The following is a 14,546-nucleotide window of genomic DNA, read 5'->3' on the forward strand; positions in this document are numbered from 1 at the left end:
TCGCCGGATTTTTCCCTACCCGCTACACTAGCCCCAATGCCCCGCGCCCCCACCTTCCTGTCGCCATTCGACGCTCCGGCCCTCATCGCCCGTCGTGGCCTGTCGTCCCTTCTGACGCCGGATGGCGAGTTGCTGGACCTGACGGCAGAAGAAACGCGCGAACGCCTCACACAGCTTCCCCCGCCTCTTCTTGTTCACGGCCCCGCTGCGCTTCGCGCGCTGGACCTCTCCCCGCTGTCCCAGCCCGTACCGTGGTTCGACCTGCTGGACCTGTTCCTGTTCGTCCGCCCTGCCACGACCGTCGCCCCTACCCCGCGCGGACTGGCCCTTGCCCTCGGAATTGAACCGCCCGAAACCATCGGCGCGGACCTCCTCCCCATCCTGTGCGAAACCCTGCTCGACGAACTGCGCCACAAGTCCGAAACGCCCGAAGGCATCCGCCTGCGCGCCCTGATGGTCCCTCTCACCCGCGCCGGATGGGCCTGGAGCGGCGAGGTCACGGACATTCTCGGAACACCGCGGGACACCACGGGCGCCCACCCTTACGAAGCCATCCGCATCTGGAAGCGCCTGCCGCGCTGGGAAGAAACCGCCCCGCGTCCCGCGCCCGGAAGCCAGTCCGTCTCACCCAACGCCGCCCGCCAGCGCCTGCGTGAGATCCTTGGAGAAAACGCCGAAATCCGCCCCGGTCAGGCCGATTTCGCCTCTGTCGCCACGGCCGCTTTCGAGCCGCGCGAAAGCATCGGCTCCCCCAATGTCGTCCTCGCTGAAGCCGGAACCGGCACGGGCAAGACACTCGGCTATATCGCGCCCGCCAGCCTCTGGGCCGAGCAGAATGACGGCGCCGTCTGGATCAGCACCTATACCCGCCATCTCCAGCGCCAGATCGAACAGGAACTCCGCCGTCTCTATCCGGGTGAAAAGATTCTTCGGGAGAAAGTCGTCGTCCGCAAAGGCCGGGAAAACTATCTGTGCCTGCTGAACATGGAAGACCTGCTCAACGTCGCCAGTTCCCGAGGCCCTGACGGTTACTCAGCGCTCCTGCCGATGGCCCTGCTCGCCCGCTGGGCGGAGGCCAGCCGCGACGGGGATCTCATGGGCGGAGACCTTCCCGGCTGGTTCGGCGAACTCTTCGGGCATGGCACGCTTTTTGGCATCGCCGATCGACGCGGCGAATGCATCCACGCCGCCTGCCCGCATTATCAGACCTGCTTCGTTGAACACGGAATCCGCCGCGCCCGTCAGGCCGATCTGGTCGTCGCCAACCACGCCCTCGTCCTTTCACAGGCCGCCTGGGCCGCACTCGCCCCGCCCGGCCTGCCTGACGAGGACACGACGCCCACGCGCTACGTCTTCGACGAAGGTCACCATATCCCCGACGCAGCAGACAGCGCCTTCGCCACGGCTCTTTCGGGGCTTGAAGCCGCCGAACTCCGGCGCTGGCTGCTCGGTGCCGAGGGCAGCCGCTCCCGCGCCCGTGGCCTGCAACGCCGGCTCGATGATCTGGTCGAACGCCTCCCCATGATCGACACCCCGCTTCACGCAGCGCTTCAGGCCGCAAGAAGCCTGCCCGCTCCTGGCTGGAGCACGCGCCTGCGCCCCGAAGCGCCGCCTGAAGAAGATCCGGATTTTATTCCGCCGCCCAGCGCACCTGCCCTGCTGATCCCCGAGGAACCCGCGCCGGAAAATCCGTCCGAAGCCTTTCTCCGGGCGCTGGACCACCAGCTCCGTGCACGCCAGACCAAGGATAGCCGCGACGGCTATATTTCGGCGGAATGCGACCTGCATCCCGTCAATAATGAGGTCGCCGCAGCCTCCGAAACCCTCAGCCGCGCCCTGACGCGCCTGCGTGATCCGCTGAAACTGCTGACCGACCGTCTCGCCGCGCAGGTCGAGGATGATTCAGAAATGGACGCACCGACCCGACAGCGCATCGAGGCCATGATCCGCACCCTGCACCGCCGCGCCATCAGCCGCCTGTCCGGCTGGATCGGCATGCTGGACGCGCTGCAAACGCCCCCCGAACCGGACGTCACCCCCACCTTCGTGGATTTCATCCGCACCGAACGCCTGCCCCGCACCCGCGCAACACAGCGCGATCATGACATCGGCCTGTACCGTCACTGGCTGGACCCAACCATTCCCTTCGTCTCAACGATCCAGACACCCGCCCACGGCCTGCTCATGACGTCCGCCACCCTGCGCGACCAGACCGGCCATGGAGATGCACAGAACGAAGCAAGCTGGCACGCGGCCGAACTGCATCTGGGCGCCACGCATTTCCTCAAGCCGCCTATCCGTGCCTCGGTCATGAGTCCGTTCGACTACGCCACGCAGACGCGCGCCTATGTCATCACGGATGTTTCGGTCGAAATCCCGTCACTCGCCCACGCCTTCCGCGCCCTGTTTGAAACAGCGGGTGGCGGTGCGCTTGGCCTCTTCACGGCCATCCGTCGCCTGCGCGAAGTCCATCGCCGCATTCATGAAGTGCTGGAAACGCAGGGCTTCCCGCTCTACGCCCAGCATGTCGATGCGATGGACAACGCCACCCTCGTGGACGTCTTCCGCACCGAAACCCATAGCTGCCTGCTGGGAACGGACGCGATGCGCGATGGCGTGGACGTCCCCGGCGAGGCCCTGCGCATGGTCGTGTTTGAGAAGACCCCCTGGCCTCGCCCCGATATCCTGCACCGCGAACGCCGCCGCCTGCTCTCCGAAGGCCGCCCGGGCGATTACGACGACCGTATCACCCGCATGCGTCTGCGGCAGGCGTTCGGCCGCCTGATCCGTCAGGGGACCGATCGCGGTGTCTTCGTCATGCTGGACCGCCGGATGCCCTCACGTCTCCTCTCGGCTTTTCCCGACGGCGTGGACGTCCGCCGCATGTCCCTGGCCGATGCTCTGGAAGACATCACCCGCTTCCTGCACCCAGAGGAGCAGGAAAACGAACCGCCCCTCCTTCAGGGCTGACCCAGGGGCTGCACCGACTGCTGTGCCAGGCTCCGCATGCTGATTGCCAAGCGGTCCCGAAGCTGGTGCAGTTCCTTTTCCTGCTCCTGCGCCCGCTCGGTCGCGAGTCTGTCGTTCTGCGCCATTTCGCCCAGAGCCTGCGTCACCTTATCCGCCGCCTGCGCCAGCGCCTCCATCTGCCGCGGGTCCACACCCCGACTGGAGGCCGTCGTCCGCGCCGCATCCAGCGCGCCATCCGCCACAAGCCCAAGGATTTTGCGATCCGCCTCGTTCAGTGCATCGCGCGCCGTGGCGGCATTACGGTTATCCACCTGCCCCACCGCCACCGCACAGGCTGCCTTCAGATTGGGAATGGTCTTCGTCAGCGCCGAATGCAGCGCCATGATCCGTGCTTCCGCGGCCTCACGCGTGCTCTTGATCATCGGAATGGTCAGGGCAGCCCGCATCAGCCCTTCACGCTGCTCGCTCAGATGCCCTGAGAAATTCGCCAGACGCCCGCGCAGTTCCATGACCTCGGCAGCATCCACAGGGTCCTGCGTTTCCATTGCGTGCTGCCGCAATGCCTCGACTTTCCGCTCGCCCTCTTCCAGCGCAAGCTGGCCGGCCGCGATGTCGATATTCAGCTCCCGCACGCCATGCCGGAGCGCCTGATACATATCCTCGAACGACGTGATGTTCCGTTTGAGATCCGCAATCGTGACCCGTGCCTTGGCTTCCTGCTGATCCATCAGAGCATTGAACTTCTTGCGGTTCTCGGCAAAACCGCCGAGCGCATCTTTTGCGCCACCCAGCAGTCCACCCATTTTCGCCAGAAACCCACCCGGAGCCCCACCTTCGCCCCGCGCCAGCTTCTGCAGATCGCCGATCCGCAGGATTTTCACACCATCCAGAACGCCTGCCGCGATTTCTCCGACCGCATCGCTTTCACCCAGCGTCCGCCCCGCAAGCATCCGGTCCGAAACCTTCGCCAGCTCCCCCAGCGCACCCATGCCATGCGACAGAAGTGTATTCAGATCCGCAAAATCAATCGTCCCGGCTCGTCGATGCGCCTCTTCAACCATATCCGTCGGCAGACGGCTGATCTCCACCAGCCGCGGAAAAGCTGGCATCGGCTCCAGCACCGCAGGCACAGCCCCAGTGGCCCCAGTGGCAGCCGGAGCCTCAACCTTCACAGGAGCGGGCGCAGGCTCGTCGGCATAGAGGTCGCTCAGATCCAGAGGTCTGGTCTCGTCAGCACTCATGTCAGTCATCCAGCGTCAGGGTGAAGGTGGGGTCGATACGGAAATTCGGGTCCGGCTTTCCAGTGTCATACATGGCCGTTCCGATGGCCAGAAACTCCACGATATGGTCGCCCCAGACATGCGATTCCTCACGCAACGTCGTCCCGATGATCTCATTGGCCCCGACTTCCGCTGCATGGGCCGACATCCGCTCCATCGCGTGCTCGCGAGCCGTGTAATAGGCCTGCGTAAACAGATCGAGCTCCACGCATTGCATAGCCTGCTTGAGCGTCGTCATCAGGCTCCGGCGCGGAATATGCTGCACGCAACAGCCCAGAACCAGATCCAGCGGCCGCCGTCCGGACCGCAGCGCCAACGCAAAATCCTGCCCTGACAGATCAGACGTGAACGGTCGTCCGTCCGGACGCCGATATCCCGGATGTCCCTCGGCATGCACGATGGCTGTTCCGAACGCCCGGAACTCCAGCATCCCGCTATCCGCAAGCTGCGAAATCTCCAGCCGCGTCCCCACGATCCCGTCCGCGCCAAGCTGCTCGGCCTCTTCGCGCATGATTTCGACCGCTTTCTCACGCGCGCCATACATGGCCCCCGTCAGATCCGTCAGTTCATAGGACGTGTTGCGGAACTGCGTATTGGCCTGCACCTTCCAGATGCTGTTCCCCAGACACAATCCCAGCGCCCGGAACCCGGCCCGCTCGACAACCAGCAGTTCGCGCACGCTGAAATCCGACGTCGCAACCCGCCCGCCAGCAGCCCTCACAGGCGGCATCTCACCACCATGCACGGGTTCGGAAGCACCGCTCCCACCCCAACCCGGAGGAAGACTGTCAAAACCCGGAACCTGATCAAAGATGCCCATGGGAATCCCGCTGCAAAATCCAAAAGAACACGAGACCGCTAAAAAAGCGCCTCAGAAAAGATCATTTAATCCGTCAAACAGGCCACCAAGCCCCTCGGCTACTTCGCTGACGACTTCACCGCCGACCTCAAGCCCGAGAACGGCCGCTTCAACGCGCCCTTCCCCCGCTTCGTCCTCAACTTCAATCCGGTTGGAGACTCCAGCGAACAGGGGGCGGTGCTGCATGCCGGTCCGCACAATATCCTCCAGCCCGCAGACCATGGCGGGCGAAACCGCACCGTGCCCACCAATCCGCCGATACCCGAGGATACTCACAGCCGCGCGGATCTGGATCGACCGCACAACACCCCTCTCCGACCGAACAACCAGTCCAACCGTCTCATCATGCCCCAGTGCGCCATCCCAGTTCTGACACATCGGATCGTTCCGCAGGCTCTGTGTCGCCGCATCCCGCGCGTCCCGCTTCGCCTGCGTCAGAAGCGTGCTCTCTCCAATGCTCATCGCATCGAAAAAACCTTCCAGAAGCCCCGTATACCGGACCTCTTCCCACGTCCCGACGCCATAGCTCACCGGCACGATCCCCGCCGAGAGCGCCACATCCAGCGTCGCCGCATTCCACGGCATACAGGGCAGCACACCCAGGCGTTCAAGCTGTGGCACCCGTACGGCCTCGCCATGCAGCATGAACCCCAGCGCGCCGCCATGATGCTCAAGCCGGTACCGCAGGTTTAGAACCGCATCCGCACCAAGCGCCCGCGCCTGTTCGCGAATCCTGTCCGTCGCCGTCCGCCACCCGGCTTCATGCACGCCCTGCCAGCCCATCCCGGACTTCCACCAGGTTTCGGCATGAACATTCCCCAGCGGCGCAATGGTCATGGACGGCGTCAGAAGTGCCTGCCGCACCGATCCCAGACGCACCAGGGGGCGCACCCGGCCATCAAGTTCGTGAAACGCCCGCGCCTCAGTCTCTTTTTTTGAACTGGAAGACCACGGAAACAGGCGCATCATGGCCGGAAATCCGTCAACTCCGCAGCTGCATGCCCTTCGCCGGAAACGGCCAGCCCGGCCTCATGGATTTTCTGACGCAACTGCGTAATCCAGTCCCGGACCGGAACCGCCTTGCGGCTGATGATCACGCCCCGCACCTCGTGGGCAATTTCGGCTACCACCCCGGCCCCGTCTCGCCGGAGCACGAAAACCCACGCTTCAAACCTGAGGGAAAGATCCTCGATCTCGACCGTTCGCTTCAGCCATCCTCGTGCCCTGCGCGTCACGGTTGCCTGCCGTGGAAAGGCCTGCTCACAAAACGCGGCGAACTTCTCCAAAAACCGCTCCCGGCCGCCTTCCGCTTCCCGGATCAGTGCCGCAAGGTCATCGATCGTCCCGGTCATGAGCCCCTCTTCGACATCCCTGTTACACTTCGACAGGTTTCATGCCGCGTCAATCAGGAAATTCCGCTTTCGAAAAGTTCACATAAAAAAGCCCCCGGTCGCAATGACCGGGGGCCTTTTAGGACCAGAGGTCCTGGGCGTCACTTAGACTGACAGGATCAGAAGTTCATGCCTGCCTGCAGGAAGAAATAACGTCCCTGATAGAAGCTGCCATAGGTCGCACCGGCGCTGTTATCCACACCGCTGGCTACGAAAGGGGGCTTCTTGTTGGTGATGTTGTTGATGCCGCTCTCGAAGTTCCACTTCTTCCAGCGGTATGCCAGCGTCAGATCCTGTTCGATCATCATCGGCGTCTTGTAACGACCCGCTGTGGCGGAGGTCAGGAACTCGGACTGGTCGTTCCAGCGCATGCCGCCGATGAACTGCATCATGTATGTCGCCGTGAACGCACCATGCGTCCAGCCGAACGTCGCATAGTCACGAACACGCGGAATGCCATAGGATGCGTTGGGGTTGTTCGGCCCACCCGCATACAGCAGCGCACCAGTATAGTTGGTGAACGGACCGCCCGGAACGAGTTGCTGTGTGTAGTTCAGCAGGTACTGGAAGTTGTTGGATACCGAGAGGACATCATGACGTGCCACGCGGATACGGTAGTCGAAATCAAAATCCACACCGCTTTCATGCAGAGCGCCTGTGTTCTGATCTGTCGCCGACACCGTATTAATCTGACCATTCGATAGACGGTTTATCGAATTGCAAAGCGACGGGCTGGTACCCTTGTAGCATCCGTCCAGAATATACTGTGTCGGAAGCGCGCTGATCGTGTGGTTGACCGAATAGTGCCAGAACTCACCGGAGATGGAGAGGTTCGGAATCCAGCGTGGCGTGATGATCGTGCCGAACGTGTAAGTCCGTCCGATCTCAGGCGACAGATGCGCATTGCCACCACCCAGCGTCGGAACCTGGCCCGTACCGGACTGATGGAACGTAGAGGTGTTGATGCCCTGCTTTGCACAGGTCGCCGCAACCGTCGCCGAAGCAGCACCATAGTTGCCGACCTGACCCGCATCACACGGATCGTTGGCAAGGTTGTAGCTGAGCGACTGGCCGCCATACAGCTCATAGACGTTCGGCTGGCGATAGGACGTGCCGATCGTGCCGCGGAAACGGATGTCCTGCGTCGGAGCCCAGTTGATGGACGCCTTCCAGTTCTTCGCCGTATCCGACGTCGTGCTGTAACCAGACGCACGCCCCTGCACGTCAACCGTCAGATCCTTCGCAAGAAAAACGTTCTTCAGCAGTGTCGCCTTGGCTTCCGCATAACCTTCCGTCACGTCGAAGCCACCGCTGGTCGGCAGAACCGTGTTCGTCAGGCTCTGACCACTGCTGATCAGTTCGTCAGGCGTGTTGGTCAGCTGCTCGCCACGATGCTCGAAGCCCACCGCAATACCCAGATCGCCGCCGCCCTTCCAGGGCATCGTCGTCACGTGGTTGTTGTTGATGCGCAGGTTCCAGTCACGAAGCTGGTAATGCGAATGCGTGTTCGTGTTGTAGTTGACGTAAGATGCAGCCTGGCTGCCCATCATCCCGAACGGATTGCTGCACCCGAAAGACGGGCAGACCGACGGGTTGTAGACCAGAGCACTCGTCGCGCTGGACGGGTCAACCTGCTGCAGGCCATAAGCGTTCAGCAGGTTCGTGTACGAGCCCACGTTCTCCAGGTGATCCGTCGACATGTTGGAACCGTATGTATACGACAGATCGTAGTCCCAGCCGTAGGCGATCGCACCATTGACGCCGACCTTGGCAGTAACCGTGTCAGTCGCATTCTCGTCACGGCGATCGCCGAGTTCCGTCAGGCGCTTCGTGATGTCAACGTCCTGTCCGAACGGATTGTTCGGATCATTTGCCGGTACCGTCAGAACGGACGGCAGCGTGCTGGGAGGAACAGAACCGTCGAACGGCTCGGCTGCCATGTAGCTGGAACTGGTCCGATGTGAATACATCACATTGGAATACAGGTTGGCATGCCGGTTGAACTCGTAGTGGAAATCACCCGAGAGGCTGGAATTCTGAAGCTGGTTGATCAGGCTCTGGTGCTGGCCATACGGATAGCGGTTGCTGGAACCCCAGTTGCTTACTGTCTTGCCATCTGGCGCAACCGCAGCGTCTATGCCCGCTGCATCGTTCTTGACATGTGTATAGTTCGAATAACCTGAACCAAAGGTTTCCGGTCCGGAGCCAACGGGGTTGTCGGACAGTTGCACCGGGTTGGCCCAGCTACGGTTACGCTGCAGAACACCGCCCTGCGTCATATACTGACCGAACAGCGTCAGGTTACCCTTGTCATGATCGAAGTTCCAGCCCTTATAGGCCGAGATCATACCCGTGTCGTTATCACCATGACCGGTGATGCCACCGCGGATGGTGATGTTACCGTCCGACAAGTCATGACGCATCTTGATGTTGATGACGCCCGAGACGGCATCGGCGCCGTAAAGCTCGGAACCACCATCTTTCAGGATTTCGACACTGGCGATCTGCTGGACCGGCAGGGCGTTCAGATCGATACAGTTCGTCTGACCGTTCAGCGTCGCACGCTTGCCGTCGATCAGGACAAGTACGCGGTTCGAACCAAGGTTACGGATATCGGTGCAGGAGGCGCCGCCCGTACCGTTGGTTTCAGAGTTGTTCGTACCCGTTCCACCAATGGACGGAATACGCGCGAAGAAGTCGCTAAGCGTCGTCGCACCAGTCTGCTGGATCTGCTTTGCAGTCACGATCTGGACAGGGTTGGCGTTCTGGTTGTTGGAAGAGGCCAGAGCCGATCCCGTAACAACCATGCGCTCGCTGCCACCCGAGACACCCTGCGCTTCAAGAACTTCAGCGCGACGACGGCTGGAGAAAGCCGGGGCCGTCGTGGCAACCGGCACGGCGACGGACGAGGCAGCAACCGGAGCGGCAACAACAGGCTTTGCAGTCTTGGCCGCAGCCGTCGAAGTGGTGGCCTTGTGATGCACAGCCTTGTGGGAACGGTGCTCCGGCTGCGTCGTGGAAGCGGCGAAAGCCGTCCCGGACAGGGTCCCAACTCCGAGAATTGATGCACACAGCAACAGGTGGCGACGAGATGTGCTCATCAAAGAACAAGATCCTTCAAAAGAATGTTGTCCCCTCTCTAAAGATCTCGGAGCGTTACTGTCACGAAAAATACATACCTGCCATGCTTGCAGAGGGCACTTGAATGCAACACGTGTGATAAATGCAACAGTTATACCCAGCCCGGGTTTTTCGTTTGGATTCAGCAACTAAATAGTTATTTAAAAAGCCCCTGACCCGCAGGCCAGAGGCTTTTTTGCAACATGTCAGGACACTCCCGCCTCCTCCGTGGAAGAGACAGGAGACGGACCGGACTTCGATCAGAAGTCCATGTCACCCATGCCGCCCATGCCACCCGGAGCGCCGGCCGGAGCCTTCTTCTCAGGGCGTTCAGCAACCATGGCTTCCGTCGTGATCAGCAGACCACCAACCGAAGCGGCATCCTGCAGGGCCGTACGCACAACCTTCGTCGGGTCGATGATGCCGGCTGCAACCAGGTCCTTGTACTCACCCTTCTGGGCATCGAAACCGAACACATAGCTGTCGTTCTCGAGCACCTTGCCAGCGATGACAGCGCCGTCTTCACCGGCGTTGAAAGCGATCTGGCGCAGCGGAGACTGCAGAGCCTTGCGAACGATCTCGCCACCGACGCGCTGGTCATCGTTGTCGAAGGTCAGACCCTTCAGAGCGGACGATGCGCGGGCCAGAGCCGTGCCACCACCCGGAACGATGCCTTCTTCAACGGCAGCACGGGTTGCGTGCAGGGCATCGTCAACGCGATCCTTGCGCTCCTTCACCTCGACCTCGGTGCTGCCACCGACGCGGATGACAGCAACGCCACCAGCCAGCTTTGCCAGACGCTCCTGGAGCTTTTCGCGATCGTAGTCAGACGTCGTTTCCTCGACCTGCGCACGGATCTGGTTGCAACGGCCCTTGATGTCGTCGCTGTTGCCAGCACCCTCGACGATCGTGGTGTTTTCCTTCTCGATGTGGATCTTCTTGGCGCGACCCAGCATTTCGAGCGTGACGGATTCCAGCTTGATTCCGATGTCTTCGGAAATTACCTGGCCGCCCGTCAGGATGGCAATGTCTTCCAGCATGGCCTTGCGACGGTCACCGAAGCCCGGAGCCTTGACGGCAGCGATCTTCAGGCCACCACGCAGCTTGTTCACGACCAGCGTGGCAAGGGCTTCACCATCGACGTCTTCGGCGATGATCACCAGCGGACGGCCGGACTGCACAACGCTTTCGAGAAGCGGAAGCATCGGCTGAAGCGAGGACAGCTTCTTTTCGTGGATGAGGATGTACGGGCTGTCGAGATCAGCCGTCATCTTCTCCGGGTTCGTCACGAAGTACGGGGAGATGTAGCCACGATCGAACTGCATACCCTCGACAACGTCGAGTTCGGTGTGCAGGCCCTTGGCCTCTTCCACCGTGATGACGCCTTCAGAACCAACCTTCTGCATGGCAGAAGCGATCATCTCGCCGATTTCGGTCTCGCCGTTGGCGGAAATCGTTCCGACCTGGGCGATCTCTTCCGGAGATGTGATCTTCTTGGTGTTGTTCTTGAGCTCTTCAACAACAACGCCGACAGCCTTGTCGATGCCGCGCTTCAGATCCATCGGGTTCATGCCAGCGGCAACAGCCTTGGCGCCCTCACGGATGATGGCCTGGGCCAGCACGGTTGCGGTCGTGGTGCCGTCGCCTGCGATGTCGTTCGTCTTGGACGCGACTTCACGGACCATCTGGGCGCCCATGTTCTCGAACTTGTCAGCCAGTTCGATTTCCTTGGCAACCGACACACCGTCCTTGGTGATGCGCGGTGCGCCAAAGCTCTTGTCGAGAACAACGTTACGACCCTTCGGGCCCAGCGTTACCTTGACGGCATTTGCGAGGATATCAACGCCACGCAGCATACGCTCGCGGGCATCAGCGCCGAACTTTACGTCCTTGGCAGCCATAATTCTTACTCCTGAATGAGGTTTTTACGAGAGGAAACGGGGACGGCTGTTCAGCCGATCACACCCATGATGTCGCTCTCTTTCATGATCAGCAGCTCTTCGCCGTCGATCTTGACCTCGGTGCCGGACCACTTGCCGAACAGCACCTTGTCACCAGCCTTGACGTCCAGAGCCACGATCTGGCCCTGCTCGTTGCGGGCACCCGGGCCGACAGAAACGACTTCGCCTTCGGTCGGCTTGTCCTTGGCGGTGTCAGGAATGATGATGCCGCCGGCGGTCTTCTCTTCGCCCGTCAGGCGACGGACCACCACGCGGTCATGAAGGGGACGAAACTTCGTCATGGATCGCTCCATTTTAGGCCATACCCTTGTACAAAGCAGCATGGCCGGGTTGCTGCACTCAATGACTGCAGTGCATTTGGCACTCTCACATGGAGAGTGCCAATGACATAAGCGCCCAACCCGTTTCCGTCAAGGTTTCTCGCTGTGGTTCCCCGACAGGCCAGAAGAAATTTTTCGCCCGTCGAGCAGGTTTTTCAACCGTTGTTTTTCCATGTTTTCCGTCATTTTCTGTCCCTTGGTCCGCCCATGCAGACGGCGGTTCGCATCCGCGGCCTTTGCATCCTCGGCACCCTTGCGGCGTTTGCGTTCCCGGCGGAGATTGATGACGTCGCTCATGGCTCATGGCCTTTCGGGCATGACAGGACTGGATATACAGACATGAAACACAGCCCAACGGACAAGAAAACCCCCGTGACAGGCCAGATGGTCAAGCTGACGGCTACGGACGGCCACAGCTTCGGTGCCTGGGAATCCGGCTCGGCGGAGTCGCCCCTCGCCCTTATTGTCTTACAGGAGATTTTCGGCCTCACCGACCATATCCGCAATGTCTGCAACGACTTCGCGGCCGAGGGTTTCCACGTCATCGCTCCAGCGGTTTTCGACCGGGCAAAATCCAACGTCGTTCTGCCTTACTCACAGGCCGGCGTGACGGAAGGTCTTGAACTCCGCAGCCAGATCCCGTCCGAAAAGACGCTCGCCGACATCGCCGCCTGCGCGAAAGCCCTGCACGACGCAGGGCACGAAAAAGTCGGCATCATCGGCTTCTGCTGGGGTGGCCTGCTCGCCTGGCTGACGGCGACCCAGACCCATGACGTGGACGCTGCTGTAAGCTGGTATGGGGGCAGCATCGGCAACCATGTCGAAACCGCACCGTATTGTCCGGTCGAACTGCATTTCGGCGGCGAAGATTCCTCCATCCCGCATACCGAAATCCAGAAGATCCGCGATGCCCGTCCCGAGATCGAGGAATATGTCTACGACGACGCTGGTCACGGTTTCGGCTGCCCCGAGCGCCCGAGCTTCAACCGCGACGCCCGTGATCTCGCCTGGTCCCGCAGCGTCGAATTTCTGAAAACACATCTCTCATGAATCGCACCCCCGACACGATGACACAGACTGTCGCAAAACCGTGGAAGGGGCCTATAATGACGACAGGCCCGGCGAATACCGCACCGGATCAGACAGGAGTTTCAAGATGAGCATCAACCCGCTCAAAGACGCCCCCAAGCACGATGCCGCGATTCGTCACGAAGCGCGCCTTCTGTGGGAAGCCGATGGCAAACCGGACTGCGGCCCCGAAGGCTATCTCGAAAAAGCCGCCGACCTGATAGCCATCAAAGGCGTGCCGCAGGGCACCCCAGTCAAGGATCTGCCGCCGGTGGAACTGGACGGCGTTGAAATCGACGATGCCCGTGCAGGCATCGACCTGAACGCAGACCCGAACCATAATTTCGACTGATCCATGACATCCGCCGCGCCCGCTTCACGCAGGCGCGGCGTTCAGCAGAGCCTCAGCCCTGCTTCAGAACACGCCCGGCCACGGCATCGAGCTTGGCCACAAGCTTCGGATCGCGTGCAGCCGGAGCCGTAATGATCGCATGATCCAGCGCCCGCTCGGCCGTCAGATCCACAGCGCGCTTCTTGCCCAGCACCGGAATGACCGCCTTCACAAGACGGCGCGCATTTTCGGCATTCCCCGTCATGACCTTCACGACAGCCTCAACCGTCACGCTGTCATGTTCGGTGTGCCAGCAGTCGAAATCCGTGACCATTGCAACGGTCGCGTAGTTCATCTCCGCTTCGCGTGCGAGCTTGGCTTCCGGCATGTTCGTCATGCCCACAACCGAACAGCCCCAGGACCGGTACAGCTCGCTCTCGGCACGCGTGGAGAACTGTGGCCCCTCCATCACCAGATACGTCCCGCCCCGTGTGAACGGAATACCAAGCGTAGCTGCTTCATCTTGCACCACATCCAGCACGCGTGCCGAAACCGGGTCCGCCATGCCGACATGCGCCACGCAGCCCGTGTCGAAGAAGCTCTTCTCACGTGCGAAGCTGCGGTCAATGAACTGGTCCACCAGCACGAAATGTCCCGGCGGCAGCTCTTCCTTGAGCGAACCCACAGCCGAAAGTGACAGAATATCCGTCACGCCAGCGCGCTTGAGCGCATCGATATTGGCGCGGAAATTCAGGCGTGACGGCGGAATGGGATGACCCCGCCCGTGACGCGGCAGGAATACGCACTGCACGCCCTCGAACGTCCCGAACAGCAGTTCGTCGGACGGCTCGCCCCAGGGCGTTTCAACCCGGCGCCATTCCTTGTTTTCGAGTCCGTCGATGTCATACAGCCCCGAACCACCGATCACACCGATGACGGGCTGGATTTCCTGTTCCGAAGACATGTCTGTTCCTGACTGTTGGTTAATCCGCTCTGCCCGTTCTGGACCACGAGAACGCCCCGCGCGCAAGCCTTGCCCGCAACGCACGTCCCCTCCTGCCTCCGGAGAAACATTTTCATAAAAACCCGACGTTTTTACGAAATGAAAATGTCTTTGCGCCATCGTCCCGCCACGGATGGCCGCCACCAATGAGCGTCCGTCATGCAACAGCCAACTGTTCGGCGACGGCGCGATTTGCTAGGACACTGCGCGTAACGAAGTTTTGTCCTGTATAGACGGGGGAAG

At 61.2% G+C, this 14,546-nt stretch carries 12 protein-coding genes; 3 read left to right on the forward strand and 9 right to left on the reverse strand.

Annotated elements, in window-relative coordinates; translation table 11 throughout:
* The first annotated feature begins 36 nt into the window (after nt 1-36).
* Nucleotides 37-2,970 carry an ATP-dependent DNA helicase gene (locus HK22_RS07385; protein ID WP_086648829.1) on the forward strand — a complete coding sequence of 978 codons (2,934 nt, stop codon included), beginning with the start codon at nt 37-39 and terminating at the stop codon, nt 2,968-2,970.
* Here the strand turns inward: HK22_RS07385 and HK22_RS07390 are convergent.
* From HK22_RS07390 to HK22_RS07425, 8 genes are all read right to left on the reverse strand, one after another.
* Entirely contained in the window at nt 2,961-4,211 is a 1,251-nt protein-coding gene (locus HK22_RS07390) for a toxic anion resistance protein (protein ID WP_158093547.1), read from the reverse strand. The two genes, HK22_RS07385 and HK22_RS07390, sit on opposite strands and share 10 nt — an antisense overlap.
* Before the next feature lies 1 nt (nt 4,212).
* Nucleotides 4,213-5,070 (reverse strand): heavy metal-binding domain-containing protein, encoded by an 858-nt coding sequence (locus tag HK22_RS07395; protein WP_086648831.1) that lies wholly within the window; start codon nt 5,068-5,070, stop codon nt 4,213-4,215.
* A 51-nt stretch (nt 5,071-5,121) separates the two neighbouring features.
* On the reverse strand, nt 5,122-6,078 hold the full coding sequence (locus tag HK22_RS07400; RefSeq protein ID WP_086648832.1) for a hypothetical protein: 957 nt from the start codon (nt 6,076-6,078) through the stop codon (nt 5,122-5,124).
* Nucleotides 6,075-6,461 carry a hypothetical protein gene (locus tag HK22_RS07405; protein ID WP_086648833.1) on the reverse strand — a complete coding sequence of 129 codons (387 nt, stop codon included), beginning with the start codon at nt 6,459-6,461 and terminating at the stop codon, nt 6,075-6,077. Before HK22_RS07405 ends, HK22_RS07400 begins: the two co-directional genes overlap by 4 nt.
* A gap of 158 nt (nt 6,462-6,619) precedes the next feature.
* Complete coding sequence (locus HK22_RS07410) at nt 6,620-9,601, reverse strand: TonB-dependent receptor domain-containing protein (RefSeq protein ID WP_198945506.1); 2,982 nt, start codon at nt 9,599-9,601, stop codon at nt 6,620-6,622.
* A 279-nt stretch (nt 9,602-9,880) separates the two neighbouring features.
* A complete protein-coding gene (gene groL, locus HK22_RS07415) occupies nt 9,881-11,521 on the reverse strand; it encodes a chaperonin GroEL (RefSeq protein ID WP_086648835.1) in 1,641 nt (546 codons plus the stop codon).
* A 50-nt stretch (nt 11,522-11,571) separates the two neighbouring features.
* Nucleotides 11,572-11,862, reverse strand: coding sequence for a co-chaperone GroES (gene groES / locus HK22_RS07420; protein WP_062027127.1), 291 nt, complete (start codon nt 11,860-11,862; stop codon nt 11,572-11,574).
* A gap of 129 nt (nt 11,863-11,991) precedes the next feature.
* Entirely contained in the window at nt 11,992-12,198 is a 207-nt protein-coding gene (locus HK22_RS07425; RefSeq protein WP_086648836.1) for a DUF4169 family protein, read from the reverse strand.
* A 42-nt stretch (nt 12,199-12,240) separates the two neighbouring features.
* Between HK22_RS07425 and HK22_RS07430 the strand changes: the two genes are divergently transcribed.
* Both HK22_RS07430 and HK22_RS07435 read left to right on the forward strand, forming a co-directional pair.
* Nucleotides 12,241-12,951 carry a dienelactone hydrolase family protein gene (locus tag HK22_RS07430; protein ID WP_233142476.1) on the forward strand — a complete coding sequence of 237 codons (711 nt, stop codon included), beginning with the start codon at nt 12,241-12,243 and terminating at the stop codon, nt 12,949-12,951.
* Nucleotides 12,952-13,057: 106 nt separating this feature from the next.
* Complete coding sequence (locus HK22_RS07435) at nt 13,058-13,321, forward strand: hypothetical protein (RefSeq protein WP_233142478.1); 264 nt, start codon at nt 13,058-13,060, stop codon at nt 13,319-13,321.
* 52 nt (nt 13,322-13,373) lie between these two features.
* On the opposite strand, the gene HK22_RS07440 is transcribed toward HK22_RS07435, so the two are convergent.
* On the reverse strand, nt 13,374-14,264 hold the full coding sequence (locus HK22_RS07440; RefSeq protein ID WP_062110497.1) for an S-methyl-5'-thioadenosine phosphorylase: 891 nt from the start codon (nt 14,262-14,264) through the stop codon (nt 13,374-13,376).
* Nucleotides 14,265-14,546 lie beyond the last annotated feature (282 nt).

It is taken from the genome of Gluconobacter sp. DsW_056, from assembly GCF_002153595.1.
Classification (GTDB): Bacteria; Pseudomonadota; Alphaproteobacteria; order Acetobacterales; family Acetobacteraceae; genus Gluconobacter; species Gluconobacter albidus.